Source organism: Acidovorax radicis N35 (assembly GCF_000204195.1).
Lineage (GTDB): Bacteria > Pseudomonadota > Gammaproteobacteria > Burkholderiales > Burkholderiaceae_C > Acidovorax > Acidovorax radicis.
In genome coordinates this window covers 387231-404462 of sequence record NZ_AFBG01000018.1, presented here as the reverse complement: position 1 = coordinate 404462, position 17232 = coordinate 387231, and the positions used below count along the sequence as shown (strand labels likewise).

The 17232-nt window shown below is 62.9% G+C and carries 17 protein-coding genes and 1 riboswitch; of the genes, 4 read left to right on the top strand and 13 right to left on the bottom strand.

What is annotated here, in order from left to right; all coding sequences use genetic code 11:
• The 3 genes from ARADN35_RS0107470 to ARADN35_RS0107460 form a co-directional block, all read right to left on the bottom strand.
• Nucleotides 1–594 (bottom strand): bifunctional adenosylcobinamide kinase/adenosylcobinamide-phosphate guanylyltransferase, encoded by a 594-nt coding sequence (locus ARADN35_RS0107470; RefSeq protein WP_010460687.1) that lies wholly within the window; start codon nucleotides 592–594, stop codon nucleotides 1–3.
• On the bottom strand, nucleotides 591–1949 hold the full coding sequence (locus tag ARADN35_RS0107465; RefSeq protein ID WP_010460686.1) for a cobyrinic acid a,c-diamide synthase CobB: 1359 nt from the start codon (nucleotides 1947–1949) through the stop codon (nucleotides 591–593). Before ARADN35_RS0107465 ends, ARADN35_RS0107470 begins: the two co-directional genes overlap by 4 nt.
• A 142-nt stretch (nucleotides 1950–2091) precedes the next feature.
• Nucleotides 2092–3975, bottom strand: coding sequence for a TonB-dependent receptor domain-containing protein (locus ARADN35_RS0107460; protein ID WP_010460684.1), 1884 nt, complete (start codon nucleotides 3973–3975; stop codon nucleotides 2092–2094).
• An 81-nt stretch (nucleotides 3976–4056) separates the two neighbouring features.
• A riboswitch (cobalamin riboswitch) is annotated at nucleotides 4057–4293 on the bottom strand.
• A gap of 36 nt (nucleotides 4294–4329) precedes the next feature.
• Here ARADN35_RS0107460 and ARADN35_RS0107455 point away from each other — a divergent pair.
• The 3 genes from ARADN35_RS0107455 (at nucleotide 4330) to ARADN35_RS0107445 (ending at nucleotide 6158) form a co-directional block, all read left to right on the top strand.
• Nucleotides 4330–4557: a hypothetical protein gene (locus tag ARADN35_RS0107455; protein WP_010460682.1), complete on the top strand. Its 228-nt coding sequence runs from the start codon at nucleotides 4330–4332 to the stop codon at nucleotides 4555–4557.
• Nucleotides 4554–4922, top strand: a complete 369-nt coding sequence (locus tag ARADN35_RS0107450) for a cell division protein ZapA (RefSeq protein WP_010460680.1) — start codon at nucleotides 4554–4556, stop codon at nucleotides 4920–4922. Before ARADN35_RS0107455 ends, ARADN35_RS0107450 begins: the two co-directional genes overlap by 4 nt.
• A gap of 420 nt (nucleotides 4923–5342) precedes the next feature.
• Nucleotides 5343–6158, top strand: a complete 816-nt coding sequence (locus tag ARADN35_RS0107445; RefSeq protein ID WP_010460678.1) for a sulfite exporter TauE/SafE family protein — start codon at nucleotides 5343–5345, stop codon at nucleotides 6156–6158.
• A 51-nt stretch (nucleotides 6159–6209) separates the two neighbouring features.
• On the opposite strand, the gene ARADN35_RS0107440 is transcribed toward ARADN35_RS0107445, so the two are convergent.
• The 4 genes from ARADN35_RS0107440 to hemN form a co-directional block, all read right to left on the bottom strand.
• Complete coding sequence (locus ARADN35_RS0107440) at nucleotides 6210–8654, bottom strand: sensor domain-containing protein (protein WP_010460675.1); 2445 nt, start codon at nucleotides 8652–8654, stop codon at nucleotides 6210–6212.
• The gene (locus ARADN35_RS0107435; protein ID WP_035197271.1) at nucleotides 8651–9949 is read right to left on the bottom strand and encodes an HD-GYP domain-containing protein; all 1299 of its coding nucleotides are present in this window, start codon (nucleotides 9947–9949) and stop codon (nucleotides 8651–8653) included. Before ARADN35_RS0107435 ends, ARADN35_RS0107440 begins: the two co-directional genes overlap by 4 nt.
• A gap of 215 nt (nucleotides 9950–10164) precedes the next feature.
• Complete coding sequence (locus ARADN35_RS0107430; RefSeq protein ID WP_010460670.1) at nucleotides 10165–10923, bottom strand: sulfite exporter TauE/SafE family protein; 759 nt, start codon at nucleotides 10921–10923, stop codon at nucleotides 10165–10167.
• Between the two features lie 5 nt (nucleotides 10924–10928).
• Nucleotides 10929–12311: an oxygen-independent coproporphyrinogen III oxidase gene (hemN, locus tag ARADN35_RS0107425; protein ID WP_010460668.1), complete on the bottom strand. Its 1383-nt coding sequence runs from the start codon at nucleotides 12309–12311 to the stop codon at nucleotides 10929–10931.
• 186 nt (nucleotides 12312–12497) lie between these two features.
• Between hemN and fnr the strand changes: the two genes are divergently transcribed.
• Entirely contained in the window at nucleotides 12498–13220 is a 723-nt protein-coding gene (gene fnr / locus ARADN35_RS0107420) for a fumarate/nitrate reduction transcriptional regulator Fnr (protein WP_010460666.1), read from the top strand.
• A gap of 60 nt (nucleotides 13221–13280) precedes the next feature.
• Here fnr and ARADN35_RS0107415 read toward each other — a convergent pair whose 3' ends face one another.
• The 6 genes from ARADN35_RS0107415 to ccoO form a co-directional block, all read right to left on the bottom strand.
• Complete coding sequence (locus tag ARADN35_RS0107415; protein ID WP_010460664.1) at nucleotides 13281–13574, bottom strand: hypothetical protein; 294 nt, start codon at nucleotides 13572–13574, stop codon at nucleotides 13281–13283.
• Nucleotides 13575–13626: 52 nt separating this feature from the next.
• Nucleotides 13627–13908 (bottom strand): FixH family protein, encoded by a 282-nt coding sequence (locus ARADN35_RS0107410; protein WP_010460663.1) that lies wholly within the window; start codon nucleotides 13906–13908, stop codon nucleotides 13627–13629.
• Between the two features lie 71 nt (nucleotides 13909–13979).
• Complete coding sequence (gene ccoG / locus ARADN35_RS0107405) at nucleotides 13980–15425, bottom strand: cytochrome c oxidase accessory protein CcoG (protein WP_010460660.1); 1446 nt, start codon at nucleotides 15423–15425, stop codon at nucleotides 13980–13982.
• Nucleotides 15426–15517: 92 nt separating this feature from the next.
• Entirely contained in the window at nucleotides 15518–16420 is a 903-nt protein-coding gene (gene ccoP, locus ARADN35_RS0107400; RefSeq protein WP_010460658.1) for a cytochrome-c oxidase, cbb3-type subunit III, read from the bottom strand.
• 23 nt (nucleotides 16421–16443) lie between these two features.
• Entirely contained in the window at nucleotides 16444–16581 is a 138-nt protein-coding gene (locus ARADN35_RS0107395) for a cbb3-type cytochrome oxidase subunit 3 (RefSeq protein WP_010460656.1), read from the bottom strand.
• A 12-nt stretch (nucleotides 16582–16593) separates the two neighbouring features.
• Nucleotides 16594–17226 carry a cytochrome-c oxidase, cbb3-type subunit II gene (gene ccoO / locus ARADN35_RS0107390; RefSeq protein ID WP_010460654.1) on the bottom strand — a complete coding sequence of 211 codons (633 nt, stop codon included), beginning with the start codon at nucleotides 17224–17226 and terminating at the stop codon, nucleotides 16594–16596.
• Between the last annotated feature and the right edge of the window lie 6 nt (nucleotides 17227–17232).

Genomic DNA, 17232 nt, shown 5'->3' with positions numbered 1-17232 from the left:
TCATTTCAAGGTCAATGGCAGCCCGGCGGCCATCAGCGTCACGCGCGGGCACACCTGGGCCACCTGCTGGTTCAGCGTGCCCAGCGCATCCACGAAAGCGCGCACCTCGCGTCCCATCGGGATGACCCCCAGGCCAATTTCGTTGCCCACCAGAACAACGGGGCCGGGGGATTTCCGAACCGCTATCAAAAACATAGCTGCTTGCGCTTGCCAATCAAGCGCCAGAGCCTGTTTTTGTTCAAAATTCATGGTTTCCACGCCCATGGGCATGGTCCAGTGGGTGAGCCACAGCGTGAGGCAGTCCACCACCAGCAGGGTCTGCGGCGTGCTGAGCCGCGTGAGGGCTGCGGCCACGTCGTGCGGCTCTTCCACCGTCTGCAGACCCGGCACGCGCTCGGCGCGGTCGCGCTGGTGGCGGGCGATGCGCTCGCGCATTTCGTCGTCCCAGGCTTGCCCCGTGGCAATCAACACCGCGCGGTGGTCGCTGGATTGCGCCAGCCAGTCGCGCGCCAGCAGCTCGGCGCGGCGCGACTTGCCGCTTTTCTGGCCACCGAGAATGAGTTCAGTGGTGATGGGGTGCGGGGTGGGGGTCATGACGAAACGCCTCCCAGCAGATGCGCCACCGCCTCAGGACTGGACGGGAACCACGCATGGAAATAACTGGCGTGGAGGCTGCCCTGCTGGTACAGCGCCTCACCCGCATCCGGTGCAACCGCCTCGTTCGGACGGGCCGTGCGGGCCACCACAGGCGCATTGCTGTCGCTGGTGGAGTAATGGAACGTATGGCCGCGCAGGGTGTTCCCCGCCACGGTCAGTTGCTGCGGCCCGAGCGCCGCCAGGCGTTTTTGCATGACCACGCGGCCGGGCAGCAGCCCCCACAGCGGGGCCGTGCTGCCATCGGCCAGGGTGATGGATTCAAACAGCGCCATCATGCCGCCGCACTCGGCCCACAGGGGCTTGCCTGCGGCCCCATGGGCGCGCAGGCTGGCTTGCATGCCGGTGTTGGCGGCGATCTGCACGGTGTGCAGCTCAGGGTAGCCGCCGGGCAGCCACACGGCATCGCAGTCGGGCAGCGCCGCGTCGTGCAGGGGCGAAAAGAACTCCACGCGTGCACCCATTTGCGTGAGGCACTCCACATTGGCGGCATAGATGAAGCAGAACGCCGCATCGCGCCCCACGGCCACGGTGCGGCCTGCCAACAGCGGCGGCACGGCGGCTCCCACTGAGGGAGCCGGAAACTCCACGGCCCAGCGCTGCAGGTCCTCCAGCGTCATCTGGCCCAGGGGCGTCGCCGCCAGGGCATCGGCGGCGGCGTCCAGCCGCTGCAGACTGTCGGGCAGCTCATGCGCCGCGACCAGACCCAGGTGGCGTTCGGGCAGCAGCGCCGAACCGGCCTTGCCCGAAGCGGGCGCGGTGCCGGACTGCACCCGCATCAGCGCCCCCATCCAGTCGTCGGCGTCGTGCAAGCCCCCCTGCAGCATGTCGGCGTGGCGCGTGCTGCCCACGCGGTTGGCCAGCACGCCGGCCCAGGGCAGGCCCGGGCGATAGTGGCGCAGGCCAAAAGCCAGCGCGCCAAACGTGCCTGCCATGGCCGAGGCATCGACCACCGCCAGCACGGGCACACCAAAGTGCCGGGCCAGGTCGGCCGCGCTGGGGGTGCCGTCAAACAGCCCCATCACCCCTTCGACCAGGACCAGGTCCGACTCGCGCGCCGCGTCATGCAGACGCTGCGCGCAGTCCGCCTCGCCATTCATCCAGAGGTCGAGCTGGTGCACCGGCGCCCCGCTGGCCAGCTGGTGCCAGTGCGGGTCCAGAAAATCCGGCCCACACTTGAACACCCGCACCCGCCGCCCCTGGCGCGCATGCAGGCGCGCCAGGGCGGCGGTGACGGTGGTCTTGCCCTGCCCGGAGGCCGGGGCTGCGATCAGCAGCGCGGGGCACCTGGTCATTTCAGCAACCCTGTGGGACATATGCCCGGCATGCCTATGAAACTGGCACGCGCGAAGCCAGTGCCACCGTGGAACTGGCTCCGCCAGGCCACGGGTGGCGTCCCCCCGTGGGGGGAAGGCGCGCAGCGCCTCAGGGGTGGCTTCATTGCGGCGCCCACTTCACACCGACGTACACCGTGCGGCCTGCGGTGGCGTAGGTGCGGGCCAGCTGGTAGTCCTTGTCGGCCAGGTTGTCGATGCGGGCCAGCAGCGTGTAGTCACGCGCAATGCGGGTGCTGGCGTAGAGGTTGAACAGCGCGTAGCCGCCCAACACGTTGGTGTTGGCCACGGTGTCGAAGCGGCGGCCTGATGCCTGCACTTCGGCGCCCACGGTCCAGCCCGCCAGGCGCGTGTCGGCGCCGAAGGTGGCGTGCTGCTTGGCGCGGCGCGCGAGCTGCTTGCCGGTGTCCAGATCACGCGGGCGTTGCAGATCGATGGAGCCATGCAACTGCACATCGCCCACGCGGTGCGAGCCGGCAAACGTCACGCCCTTGTACTCGGCCCGGGCCGTGTTGGCGTAGCAGCCAAAGTCCGACAGGCAGGTGCCGGGGCCGGAGAACGAGATCAGGTTGCTCACGCGATTGCGGAACAGCGTGGTGGAGAACGTGCTCTTGCCCTGGGCGTAGCGCAGCGCCACTTCGGCATTGCGGCTGCTTTCGGGGCGCAGCGTGGCCACGCCGTATTCGCTGAAGCGGTGGTACAGCGTGGGCGCGCGGAAGGCCGTGCCCACCGACGCCGTGGCGCGCCACTGCGGTGTGATGGCATAGCCGTAGGCCACGCTGCCGGTGCTCTTGCCGCCAAACTCGCTGTCGGAATCGTGGCGCAGATTGAGCTGCACGGTGTGACCTGCAGCGTTGTAGCCATAGCCCAGGGCCAGCGCGTCCTGCGAGCGTTTGGCATCGATGGGAGCGTTTTCCAGGCGGTCTTCGCGGCGCTCCAGCGCGGCCGTGACCAGGTGCGCGCCCTGGCGCCATTCATTCTGGAAGTAATAGCCGCGCAGGCGCGTGTCACTCAGATAGGGCGAGGGGCGGGTTTCGTATTCATCGCGGGAGTCGGTGATGGACAGGCGCGTCTTGTAGGCGCTGCTCCACTGCGCGATCCAGTTGAGGCCCAGGGCGTGCATGGTGTGCAGGTTGCGGTCGTCCTTGCCCAGCCCGCTGTCATAGCCGCTGTTGGATTCGTTGACCATCAGCGTACCTTCCAGCCGGTGCGCCGCATCGACCTGCAGGCCCACGCGGGCATGGCCCGCCGTGGTGCGGTAGCCGTCGCGGTCGGGGTTCTGGGTGGCCAGCGTGCGGGCGTTGAAGCCTTTGCTGTCATCGCGCGCAAAGCCCAGCGCGTAGTCCACGGTGCCACTGGCACCGCTGATGCCGGCTTCCACCTTGGTGGTGTTGTGGTTGCCAATGCCCACGCCCACATAGGGCGCCACGCCGTTCTCGCCGCGCTTGGTGAAAATCTGCACCACGCCACCCATGGCATCCGAGCCATACACGGCGCCAGCCGGGCCGCGCAGCACTTCGATGCGGTCGATGAGGCCCAGCGGAATGCTCTCCCACGGCGCGCCGCCGGTGGACTGCGAATCGATGCGCACCCCGTCGATGTACACCGCGGTGAAGCGCGATTCGGCACCGCGCAGGAACACACCCGTGGTAGTGCCCGGGCCACCATTGCGCGAGAACTCCACGCCAGGCAGGCGGCCCAGCAGGTCGGCCAGGCCGGTGGCGCCACTGTTCTCGATCGTTTCACGGTCCACGATGGAGATGTCGGCCACTAGGTCAGCGAGCGGCTGGGGCGTGCGCGTGGCAGCCACCACAGTTTCGGAAAGCGACGGCGTGCGCAGATTCTGGGCCAGCAGTTCGCCGTTTGCGGAGGCGGTTTGCGCCATGGCAGTGCAGGCAGTGCCGACAGCCAGGGTCACTGCGGCAATACGGTGAACAGGCAGGCGCAGCAACGCCACAGGGCGCGCACGGAGGGTACGGATTTTCATGGGGATCATCGTCAACAAACAACCCGGGCCGGCCTCCCGCCAGCATATGGGTGATACAGCCGCGAAGCGCCCAAGCGGGCGCACGCAGCCACCGTGTTGGCCGGTATCCGGGCTGGCGGAACACCCCCCAATGCCTTCCCATGCGCTTGTTCAAGGCACACAGTGGCTTATGGATGGAGAGAGAATCGGATGATTCGTCCGCTGACCGTTGCGGGGGCAGCGCAGGCTGGGCGCGCCAGGTTTGGCGCCTCCTCCCTGCTTCCCGTTGAACTGCGGCATGTGAACCACACCGCGAGCACCAACAGCGGGATTTTACGACCGTTTACAACCCGCAACCCTACAATCGAGGGCTGTATGGCAACACCGTCCCCCACCGACCAGATCGCCGAGCGCGTTGACCGCCTGCTTTTGCGCCACGCAGAACTGCAACGCACCAACGCGTTGCTGACTGACCAGGTGGCTGCGCTGACGCAGGAGCGGGACTCCCTCAAATCACGCCTCAGTGCTGCGCGCGCCCGCGTCGATGCACTGCTGGAGCGCCTGCCCGCAGCAGCCCCCGTCGTCACGAAGGAAGCCGAATGAAGCAAATCGAGGTGCAGATCCTGCAGCAAAGCTACTTGCTGACCTGCCCCGAGGGCCACGAAAGCCGCCTGCTGGATGCCGTGGAGCGCGTCGATACCGCCATGACGCGCATCCGCGATGCGGGCAAGGTCCGCGCCCGCGAACGCATCGCCGTGCTGGCGGCCTTGAATCTGGCCTTCGAGATCGCCGACCGCGAGGCAGCCGACTTGGCAGCAGGCGCCGCTGCCAAAGCAGCCAGCCCGGCCATCGCAACCGGTAGCACGGGTCAGCAGGAAACCCTCTTGCCCGACGAAGACCAGCAGCGCCTTCATGGCCTGGTGCAGCGGCTGGACCAGGCACTGGGCGACGACGGTCGCCTTCTTTGACAAGGCCCTGCCTGCCGGACATCGCATCCAGGTCGGCGGTGGCGCATGCAGAACCGACCCCTTGCTGCACGTCCCAAAAGCTTACGGGCTTTACATGCCCCCATATCTGCGGTGCAAGGCGCCAGCGCCTACAATGACGATGTCTGCGAAGCCGCCGGGCTTTATATTTCCTTGAACCAATGCTCAACGAGCTCGGGCTTGGTACATTGCCCGGTGAGCGTGATCATCTCGCGTCAGATGAACCCAACGCTTGGCTGCCCTCGCCCACCTGAACCCCCGGTTCAGGATGAGAGTCCGGTGGCATTCGCAGACACCTTATTCCGCATGCTCCTGTCACCGCAACCAAACGCTGCAGCACCTCCGACAGGGCATTTCTCCGCGCGTCCCCGCCCTCGTTCCACCCTTGCCTGACTGTGCGCCATGCTCGATCCCTTGCTGATTGTTGAACTCGGTGTACTTGGTCTGGCTACAGGTTTTCTGGCAGGGCTGCTGGGCATTGGCGGTGGCATGCTGCTGGTGCCTTTCTTGACCTACATCCTGGGCGCGCAGAAGGTGGCTCCCGATCTCGCAGTGAAGATGGCGATTGCCACATCGATGGCCACCATCATGTTCACATCGATCTCCAGCGTGCGGGCTCACCACCAGCGTGGCGCGGTGCGATGGGACATCGTGAAACGCCTGGCACCCGGCATCGTGCTGGGCGGGTTTGTGGCCAGCCTGGGCGTGTTCGCCCTGCTCAAGGGTTCCTTCCTGGCCATCTTCTTCGCCTTGTTCGTCAGCTTCTCCGCCACACAGATGTTCCTGGACAAAAAACCCGCCCCCACGCGCCAGATGCCCGGTGGGGCTGGCCAGGTGGCTGCAGGTGGCGTGATCGGATTCCTGTCGGGCCTGGTAGGTGCCGGTGGCGGGTTCGTGAGCGTGCCATTCATGACCTGGTGCAACGTGCCCATCCACAATGCCGTGGCCACCAGCGCTGCGCTCGGGTTTCCAATTGCGCTGGCGAATGTGGTGGGCTATGTGATCGGCGGGCAGAACGTGAGCGGATTGCCTGCGGCTTCGCTGGGCTACATCTGGCTGCCCGCGCTGGCAGTGATCGCGACCTGCAGCGTCCTCACCGCCCCATTGGGCGCCAAGGCCGCGCACAGCCTGCCAGTCAAGCAGCTCAAGCGCGTGTTTGCGTCCTTGTTGTTCGGATTGGCGGCCTACATGCTTTGGAAGGGCATCGCGGCGTTTTAAGCCTTGCGAACGCCCCCGGGGCAGCCGGGGTGGCGCAGCAGCAGGATGGCCTCAGTTCTGGACTGGACTGCGCCGGCCCTGCGCCTTCAAGGGCAATGGTTTGCTGAGCAAGGCTCGAAACTCTTGGGCGGGAAGGCCAGGTGCACAGAGAAACCCCTGGTAGTGGTCGCACTGCATCTGCAGCAGCACCGCCTGTTGGGTTTCTGTTTCCACCCCCTCTGCCACCACCTCAATGTGCATGGCACGCCCCATGCTGATGATGGCGCTCACGATGGCCCGGTCACCATCATCGTCGGGCAGGCCGCGCACAAACGACTGGTCGATCTTGAGCTTGCTGATCGGCAGCTTCTTGAGATACGCGAGGCTGGAATATCCCGTACCAAAATCATCGATGGCCAAGCCAATCCCAAGGCCGGCGAGGACACGCAGACGCTGCTCCATTTCCTGCGCATCCTGCAGCAGGATGGTTTCGGTCAGCTCCAGCTCCAGCAACGTGGGCGGCAGCTGGTGCACGGCCAGCAGCCGGGTGATACGGTCCACGAAATCCGGCTGCCGGAACTCCAGCGCCGACACGTTCACGGAGATCATGATCGGCATGCCACTGTGCATCCAAACCGCCGCCTCGCGCACAGCCTGCTCCATGACCCACGCGCCCAGAGTGACAATGTAGCCTGACTCCTCCGCCAGGGGAATGAACTGCCCCGGCGATACGGCGCCGAACTCGGGGTCGGTCCAGCGGATCAGGGCCTCCGCCCCCGTGATGCGCCCGGTGGCCATATTGACCTGCGGCTGGTAGTGCACCGCCATGCGGTCCAACCCCAGCGCCTGGCGCATCGCATGCTCCATCTGCATGCGGGAAAGCAGATTGGCGTTCATCTGCGGCTGGTAAAAGCCATAGCTGCCACGCCCCCGTTCCTTGACCCGGTACATGGCCGTATCGGCCTGCTTGATGAGGTCGTCCAGCGTTGCACCATCCTGCGGATACAACGCAATACCAATGCTGCACTGAATGGAGAAACCCATGCTGTCGAGCATGAAAGGGTTGAGCATGTCTTCCAGGATACGGCGCGCCACACTCTCTGCCACTACGGCATCTCCACCATGCAGGTAGATGACAAACTCGTCGCCGCCCAGTCGGCACAACATATCCGTCTGGCGCAGGCAGGCCTGCAGGCGCTCGGCGACCAGTTGCAGCACACGGTCCCCAAAGGGATGGCCCAGGGAGTCATTGATGATCTTGAAACGGTCGAGGTCCAGGAACAGGATCGCAAAACCCGTGTCGCTCTGGCGCGCCCCCTGAATGGCCGTGTCCACCCGCTGCGACAACAGCAGGCGGTTGGGCAGGCCGGTGAGCACGTCGCTGTAGGCCAGCTCCTCGATGCGCTTCTGGGCCGCATGCTGCAGCGTCAGGTCACGCATGAAGCCGATGCTCTGCACCAGGCGCCCTTCATCGTCGCGCAGCGCCACCCATGACAGCTGCACCGCGCAATAGGTGCCATTGTCCCTGGGGAGCCACAGCTCGCCCTCCCAGAAACCATCCTCCGCCCAACCCTGCAGCACCTGCTCCATGAAAGCCGCATCCGAACCCCCTCCGAACAAAGAAGCGGCCATGCATCCTTCGAACGATTTGGCAGAAGGCCCTACTAGGCGCTCGCAACCCGGGTTCATGCGCAGGACCCGGTGATGGCTATCGGCGATGAAGATGGCGTCGAGACTGGACTCAAACACCCGGGCTGCGAGCCTGAGGCTGACCTGTATCTCCGTCTGGCGAGTAATGTCCCGGTAGGAATACACGCGCCCCACGGGCAGCCCCTGGCCAAACTGGGGCACGGTCCGCAACTCCAGCACCAGGCCACTCTTCAACACCAGTATGTCTGTACTCTCCTGCATCGGCTCACGTGCAATGGCCGCCAGGCGCTCCGAGTAGGCACGTGCGTCTTCCACTTGGGCCGCCATGTGCGCATACACCGCCGCATCGTTGCGCTGCACCAGCAAATCACGGGGAATATTCCACAACTGCGCAAGCCGCTGGTTGAAGGCCCGCACCCGGCCATCAAGGCTGCAGACGAGCATGCCATCGGCTGCGGAATCCAGCGTCGCGCGCAGTTCAGACAACAAAGTTTCCAGCTCGCGCTCGGTGGCATCCTGGACACTCCGGTCCAGCATCGTCAGCATGAAAACGGTGCCCGAAGCCCCTTCTCCCGGAACGCGTGTCACGCGCCGGTCAACCGGCACCAGAGCTCCATCTGCGCGCAAAAGGCTGGTGTGGGAATGGATGCCGTCTGCAACCACCTGCGCTGACTCCCCCCAGAACGCAACATCCTGTGGTGTGGAAGCCAGACGCAGCACTGGCGTGCCAACCATAGAGGCCGCAGGCAAACCCACCAGCCGCTGCGCTGCGGCATTCGCATGAAGGATGAGCAGGCTGGCCTCATCGACCAACCAGACAGCTTCCTGCAAACCGTCGAGCCAGCCGTGGGACTGCACAACGGTCACGAACCAGCCTCTTCGGGGCCGGGGCTGACTGCGCGCTCGAAAAAGTAGCAGATACGCTGACGGGGGGAAAGGTAGTCCAGGGCATCGCGTGGCAATTGCGCGGGCTTGAGACTGCGCCGGATGCCCAGCTCTGGCACGGTTTCCAGATCCAATATGGGCGCCTCATCCTTGGGGACCCGGGAGTCATGAACAATGACCTTGGGCCGCAGGGGGCGCGAAGAATTGACTGAAGCGACGATCGCATAACGGTCGTTGACCAGCTGGACGATGGAGCCCGGTGGGTACACCCCCATCATGCGGATGAATGCACCCAGGACCACAGAATCAAACCGCGCCTTGAGCTGCGCAAAGATGACTGACAGCGCCTCGTGGGGCGTGAGCGCATCCACTCCGTTGGCAGGGTTGCACATGCGGTCATACCGATTGACCAACGCAAGCACCTGGCTCGCACGCCCCAAGTCGGGCCCTGACAGCCGCAATGGAAACCCGCTGCCATCGGCCATCTCATGGTGCCTGGCAACGGCGGTAAGCACGGCTTCGGGCAAGCCCATGCGCGTGGCCAGCGCCACAGACTCACCCACATGGGTTTCGTAGCGCGTGCGCTCCATCGGAATCATCGAGGGCGTAGGTTGCCTGAGATTCGGTGGCAGCTTGAGCTTGCCCAGGTCATGAATCAGCGCCGCGATGCCAAGGTCGTGCAGCTCGGCACTTTTCATACCCAGTGCGCGGCCCAGCAACAGAGAGATCACCATCACGTTGATCGGATGCAGGGCATTGCGCTCGCCGACACCTTCTGACAACAGCCGGATGACGGAATCCCCGTTTTCGAGGAGCTCGGCCACACATCCGGACACCAGCGTATCGCCTTTGGCACGCGCCTGGTCGGGGTGCTCGGAGACCACACGCTCCAGCGCCTGGTATTGGCGGGTGGCCTCTCCAAATCGCTGGTCACAGACTGCCAGAGTCCGGTTCTGGGCTTCCAGCAGTTCACGCCTGCGCAGCGCCTCCGGGTCCACGGTCGCGGCGGAGCCTGCCGCATCCAGTCCGTTCAAGGACGGTGCCTTCATTTCCGGGACGCTCCAGGCGGCGGGGACAAGTTCCCTCAGTTCTGGATCACTTTTCTTGGGGAGATAACGTACCTCGGTGAGCCCCAGTTCACGCAGGGTGGCAATCTGTTCCGCCGACGCCACGCGAAAACTGCTCACCGGGAACGGATGATGCATCCAGCCCAAGTCGAGCTGGATGTACATGCCGACACGCAGTTGGCTGATGTCGATGAGGATGGAAGAGTTCACTTCGGGGCGTGTGAAACATGGCGACTTCAATGCCACCAATGGTTACATAGATTATCGCCAGTTCGGGGGCCTTGTCGAAGGACTGCGCCTGCACCGCAGCGGCGCGGCAACACTTGGCTGCGTCCGCGCAGCCCACCCCAGATCACCCTTGTATAGACATGGGTTTAAAGGAACTCGTCAACCCCTTTGCTCTGCAACTTCCGGTTGAAAACAAGCTAACGGCACCACAGCGATGGTTTGTAGACCAAGTCCATCCACAGTGCCCAGCTGGCGACTGCGCAGAGTAAGCCCCCCGCGATACGGGTCCCCCAGTCCGCACGCGCTGTATTGATCCGTGTTTTCAGCCGTGCCCATGCCCACGGCCCGCCCACCAGCCACACACCGCTGCCCAGGCCAAACAACGCCATGGTCAACGCCCCTTCCAAGGGTCCACCGCTCAGGGCGGCTACCAACAGGGCCGAATAAAGCAATCCACAGGGCATCAGCGCCCAGAGTCCCCCTGCAGCGAGAACCCCGCCAGGGGCGCTGACAAGCGGCTTGACATGTGACCACACAGTGCGACCCGCCTGCTCCACCCATTGGGGCTGGCGGGCCTGGACCATCATCATCAACCCCCAGGCCATCACCGCGACATGGACCAGGGTCCACGCCGGGCGCAGCGCCGCCGTCTGTTGGGTCAACCATGCCAGACTGTCCATGGCGAGCGCGGCCAAACCGCCCGCCACGGCATACCCAGCCAGCCGACCGACATGGAAAGCAGCCGTGCGCCGAATGACACCACCCCGAGGCATCCATTGCACAGTTTGGACCGTCTGCGAGGAAGCCTGTACCTCCAAATTCCCACCCGTCTTGGGCAAACTCCGCGACTCTCCCTGCCCCACCAACGCTGCGCAGGGCGCGGAGCACATGGCTAAGCAATGGGACCCGCCAACCAGTCCCATCAGCAAGGCGGTCGAGGCAACCGTTGCAATCATGAGAGTCAGATGATGCGCGAAAAACGGGCTCGGTTGCGATCTGCCTGCAGGTAACGGTCAAAAACCATGGCGATGCCGCGCACGAAGAACCAGCCCATGGCCGTCACCTCGACCCCGTCGGGTCTCACCACGACGAGTCCCTGCTCAGCCATGGTTTCCAGTTGCTCCAGCTCGGCAGAGAAGTAAGCCCGAAAGTCGATCAACCAGGCCTGCTCCATGGGCTCAAACAACAACTCGCCCTGGCACATCAACGCCATGATGACGGCGCGGCGTACCAGGTCATCGCGGGTCAGGGCGAGCCCACGCACCACTGGCAAGCGCCCCTGGTCCAGAAAATCGTAGTACTCGTCCAGAGTTTTTGCGTTCTGGCTGTAGGTCGCCCCCACCCGGCCAATCGCCGACACGCCCAGGCCAATCAGATCGCAATCGGGCTGTGTGCTGTAGCCCTGGAAGTTGCGGTGCAGACGGCCCTGGCGCTTGGCAACCGCCAATGCGTCGGCCGGCAACGCAAAGTGGTCCATGCCCACATACACGTACCCAGCGTCCATGAAGGCAGCCAGCGAGCGGGACAGCATCGACACCTTGCCCGCCCCTGTGGGCAACTCGGCAGAAACAATGCGGCGCTGGGGCTTGAAGCGCTCCGGCAGGTGGGCATAGGCATACAGGGCGATGCGGTCAGGCCGCAGCTGCACAACTTGGGCCAGCGTGCGATCAAACGACTCGGGCGTCTGGCGCGGCAGGCCGTAGATCAAGTCCACATTGATGGATTCAAAGCCCAGCGAACGTGCGGACTCCACCAGCGAAAACACTTGCTCGGCAGGCTGTATGCGATGAACAGCCTTTTGAACCTCAGGATCAAAATCTTGCACTCCAAAACTCAGTCGGTTGAATCCCAGTTCCGCGAGCACGGCAAGGCGGTCGGCATTGACGGTTCGCGGATCTACTTCAATCGAATACTCTCCGCCCGGCGCGAGTGAGAAGCTGCGCTTGAGCATGGCCATGAGTTCACGCAAGCCGTCGTCGGACAAAAAAGTAGGCGTACCGCCACCCAGGTGCAGCTGGCTCACCACCTGCCCCGTGCCGCAGTGCGCTGTGTGCAGATCGATTTCGCGGCTCAGGTACCGCAGATAGGTATCTGCCCGATCATGGTGTTTGGTGATGATCTTGTTGCATGCACAGTAGTAACACAGCGACTCGCAAAAGGGGATGTGCACATACAGCGACAACGGCAACGCCTTCGCCATGGAGCCCAGCCTGCGCTGCTCCAGTGCAAGCGCATAGTCGTCCTGCCCAAACGCCTCGACGAAACGGTCGGCGGTTGGATAAGAGGTATAGCGGGGCCCTGGCACGTCGAAACGGCGCAGAAGATCAGGCGAAACAGCAGTCATGGGCAAATTCCTTGCGTACACTTTGACTGTGCCGTAAGCTGCTCCTCATGTCCTTGACCTGAATCAAGTGATGCACGGGGCCGAACAGCGACAATTTGATGCATGTCATTCGCCCATCCGTACCCACAAGCCTGTCTTACAGGCAGATGAGGCGATATGCTCAAACCTAACCCAGCATCTGTGCCTATGAACCCGCTCACCATCAAAGTCGCCTGCTCTAACTGCAACCTGCGCGAGCTGTGCATGCCGGTTGGCCTGAGCGAAGACCAACTGCAACGCATTGACGAAGTCGTTGCCGTCCGCCGCAAGATCAAGCGGGGCGGAACGCTGTTTCGCAACGGCGAAGCCTTCACATCGCTCTATGCCATCCGCACCGGCTTCTTCAAGACCTGTGTAGCCACCGAAGATGGGCGCGACCAGGTCACTGGTTTCCAGATGGCGGGCGAGATTATCGGCCTGGATGGCATCGTGAACGATCACCATACCTGCGACGCAGTGGCCCTGGAAGACGCAGAAGTCTGCGTCATGCCCTTTGACCGCATCGAAGAACTGTCCCGCGAGGTCACCGCGCTGCAACACCATGTGCACAAGATCATGAGCCGCGAGATCGTGCGTGAGCATGGGGTGATGCTGCTCTTGGGCAGCATGCGCGCCGAGGAACGCCTGGCAGCGTTTCTGCTGAACCTTGTGCAACGCTTGCATGCCCGTGGGTTTTCACAGTCCGAACTCGTACTGCGCATGACGCGTGAGGAAATTGGCAGCTACCTGGGGCTCAAGCTCGAAACCGTGAGCCGCACATTTTCCAAGTTTGTGGAAGAAGGTATTGTCGAGGTCAAGCAGCGCCATGTGCGCATCCTGGAAACCGATGCGCTCAAGCGCATCGTGAACAACCAGCAGGCCTGCCACTGACCAAGGCGATGCGTTGGCGGCGGCCTCTCTCCATATCTACCGGCCAGCTACCGCAGCCCATCAAGGGCAAGATGAAGTCTTTCGACAGTCATCGGGGCGATCCCCTTCGGGGACCGGGCAGCGGTTGAGTTCAAAGGGCGACATCGCCAACAATGTCGTCAATGCGCTGGACGCCATGGTGATCATCCAGAACGCGAAAAAAGCAAGCGTGTAGACGCCCTGACGCGACAACGCCAACGGCTGCCCAAACCAGTGCAAGTCCTGCGGATCCACCATCGCAAAAACCAGCACCTCCATGACGCCTGCCATCAAGAAGGCGGGCCATGCAATCCACATCAGGCGTTGCGTCCACATTGATTTTTCTCCTGGTAAGGCCGGGCAGACAAACCGCACGGCCAGGGGGTGTTCAGCGGGGCTGGTCCTGGACCGGAGTTGCCGCATGGTTGCGGCCTTTCATCGCGGGAGCCAGGCTCTTGTGTGGAGTCTCCAGCGTCTTGTTGATCTCGATGCCCTGGCGGTAATAGTCCTCGGCGATCACGGGGTCGGGGCGCGAAATCGCCAGCCAGAGGGTGACAAAACCCGCAATGATCACGATCACAGGACCAGCGATGATCAGCCAGACATGGCCGAACTTCCACCATGGCGCCGTAGCGGAAGGGGCAGTGCCGAGGGCGGAACTGGATGGCATGTGATGACTCCTCAAAAATATTTTTCGTCAAAGCAAGGCCCGCGAAGACCTTGCACCAGTGTGCACGCGCGTTACCGCGGCACCAGAAACACGGATTTCTCAGTCACATGGGCGGCCCCGCCGAGTGCCTGCACGTCGAACTGCACGACGTGCGATCCTGAAGGCGCCGAACCATACGGTATCTGCAGTCGGACAGCCACCCACCGGGACTCCGCCGCTCCGATTTCCACCTCAGCATCGGACGCCACTTCCAGCCCTTCAAGGCCACGCGCACCGATGCGATAGCGTTGGGGTCCTTCGGTTGCATTCATGATCTGCAGGCGGTAGATGTTCTCCAGCTTGCCACCGGCGACGATGCGAGAGAGCGCAGCGCGGTCACGCACAACATCGACCTTGAGCGGCGTGCGCGTGACAAGGCTCGCCATCATGCCCACGCACAGGGCTACCAGCACTGCGCTGTAGATCAGCACACGCGGCCGGAGTACCCGGCGCAGGATCTGCGATTGGCTCCACCGCTGCGCCACGCCGTTCTGTGTGGAAAACCGGATAAGCCCCTTTGGGTAGTGCATCTTGTCCATGACCGTGTTGCAAGCATCCACGCACAACCCGCAACCAATGCACTCATACTGCAGCCCCTTGCGGATGTCGATGCCCACGGGACATACCTGCACGCACAGCGTGCAGTCAATACAGTCACCCAGACCTTTGGCCTTGTGATCGATGTTCTTGTTTCGCGGGCCGCGCGGTTCGCCCCGCTCCACGTCATAGCTGACGATCAGCGTGTCCTTGTCGAACATGGCGCTCTGAAAGCGCGCATAGGGGCACATGTATTTGCACACCTGCTCGCGCATGTAGCCCGCATTGCCATACGTGGCAAAGCCGTAGAACAGCACCCAGAATATCTGCCAGCCCCCCTGCATCACCAGCAACTCCGCACCAAGCTCACGGATGGGCACAAAATAGCCCACGAACGTAAACCCAGTCCACAGCGCCACCGCGATCCAGATCACCTGCTTGAAGAACTTCTTGCGGACTTTCTCGAAGGTCCATGGGCCGTTGTCCAGCCGTAGTCGGGCACTGCGATCACCTTCGATCTTGTGCTCGATCCACATGAACATTTCGGTATAGACCGTTTGCGGGCACGCAAATCCGCACCACAACCGCCCCGCCACCGCCGTAAACAGGAACAGCGACAGCGCAGAAATGATGAGCAGGCCCGTGAGGTAGATGAAATCCTGGGGGTACAGAACCAGGCCGAAGATGTAAAACCGCCGAGCCCCCAGGTCAAACAGCACCATCTGGCGCTGCCCCCATTCAAACCAGGGCAGCCCGTAAAAAACGAGCTGCGTGAGAAACACCATGCCCCAGCGCCAGCGTGCAAACACGCCACTGATGGAGCGTGGATAGATTTTCTTTTGCGCCTCGTAGAGAGACACAATCTCGCCCTGCGACGAGCCATCGGATGCAATCGGTGAAATCGGGATGACCTTGCGAGCGGGCTCGCTGGGTGGCTTCATGGTGGTGTCGATCCGTTTGCTTCGAAGTACTCAGTTCAAACAATCCTTGGAGCGGCACCAAAGTACCGTCCAAGGTTTAACGTGCAGGGCGCCTACTTGCCGTTCGACAGGCCCCAGACGTAGGCCGACAGTACACCGATCTGAGCTTCTGTGAGCTTGTCCGCCTGAGCGGGCATCTGGTTGACCTTGCCGTTGTTGACCATGGCAGTAATGGCCGCCTCGCCCCAGCCATGCAGCCAGATGTCATCTGTGAGATTCGGGGCACCCAGTGCCTGATTGCCCTTGCCATCCATTCCGTGGCAGGCTGCGCATGCCGTGAACTTGGACTTGCCCAGCGAAGCACGCAGCGAATCGTGGGGGCTACCAGACAGACTCAGCACATAGTGTGAGAGATTGCGCACATCTTCAGGGGAACCCACTGCCGCAGCCATGGGAGGCATGTTGCCGACGCGACCTTTCTCGATCGTTTCCCGGATCTTCTCGGGCACGCCGCCATGAAGCCAATCGCCGTCGGCCAGATTGGGGAAGCCCTTGCTACCCCGGGCATCCGAGCCATGGCATTGCGCACAGTTGTTCATGAACAGGCGCTCGCCAATGGCCTGTGCCTGTGGGTCCTTGGCAATGTCTTCCGGCTTCATCGAAGTGAAGCGGGCATACAGCGGCTCCAGTTCGGTCTTGGCTTTGGCCATCTCGGCTTCGTATTCGCCCTTTTGCGTCCAGTTGAGCTTGCCGGTAAAGCTGCCGAGACCTGGGTAGGCCGCCAAATAGCCAAAGCCGAAGACGATGGTGATGACGAACAACCACACCCACCAGCGCGGCAGGGGGTTGTTCATCTCGACCAGGTCCTCGTCCCAGACGTGGCCAGTGGTGTTGTCGGCGGTGGCCATCACCTTCTTGCGGCCCGCCATCCACAGCAGGATGCCGCAGGCGATGATGCCGACCAGGGTCAGTGTGGTCACAAAGACCGACCAGAAATTGCTGGTGAAGTCACTCATGGGGTGTTCTCGTTCTGGTGGGATCAATCTTGTTCAAAGGGCAGCCGCGCGGCCTCGTCAAACCGGGCCTTGTTGCGGCCCCGATAGGCCCAGACCCAAATGCCGACAAAGCAGGCCATCGATGCCAGCGTGGCAACGATGCGCATGGTGGTGATGTCCATGGCGAATCTCCTTTACTTGAGCGCGCGGCCCATGACTTGCAGATACGCGATCAGCGCTTCCATCTCGGTCTTGCCCTTGACGTCGGCGGCAGATGCAGCGATCTGCTCGTCGGTGTAAGGCACCCCCACCGTGCGCAAGGCCTTCATGCGGGGGGCCACACTGGCGGGTTCCACGGCATTTTTTTCCAACCAGGGGTAGGCGGGCATGTTCGACTCGGGCACCACGTCGCGCGGATTGTTCAGGTGGATGCGATGCCATTCATCGCTGTACTTGCCCCCTACGCGGTGCAGATCGGGGCCCGTGCGCTTGCTGCCCCATTGGAAGGGGTGGTCATACACAAACTCACCCGCCACCGAGTAATGCCCGTAGCGCAGCGTTTCAGCGCGGAAGGGGCGGATCATCTGCGAGTGGCAGTTGTAGCAACCTTCACGGATGTAGATGTCACGGCCCACCAGTTGCATGGCGTTGTAGGGCTCGACACCCTTGACCGCTTCAGTCGTAGACTTCTGGAAGAACAGCGGAACGATCTCTACGAGGCCACCAATGGCGATCACCAGCAGGATCAGCACGATCATCAGGAAGTTGTTGGTCTCCACCTTTTCATGGGAGAAGCCGGTCGAATTCGATGGGTTGTTGTTAGACATGAGTTA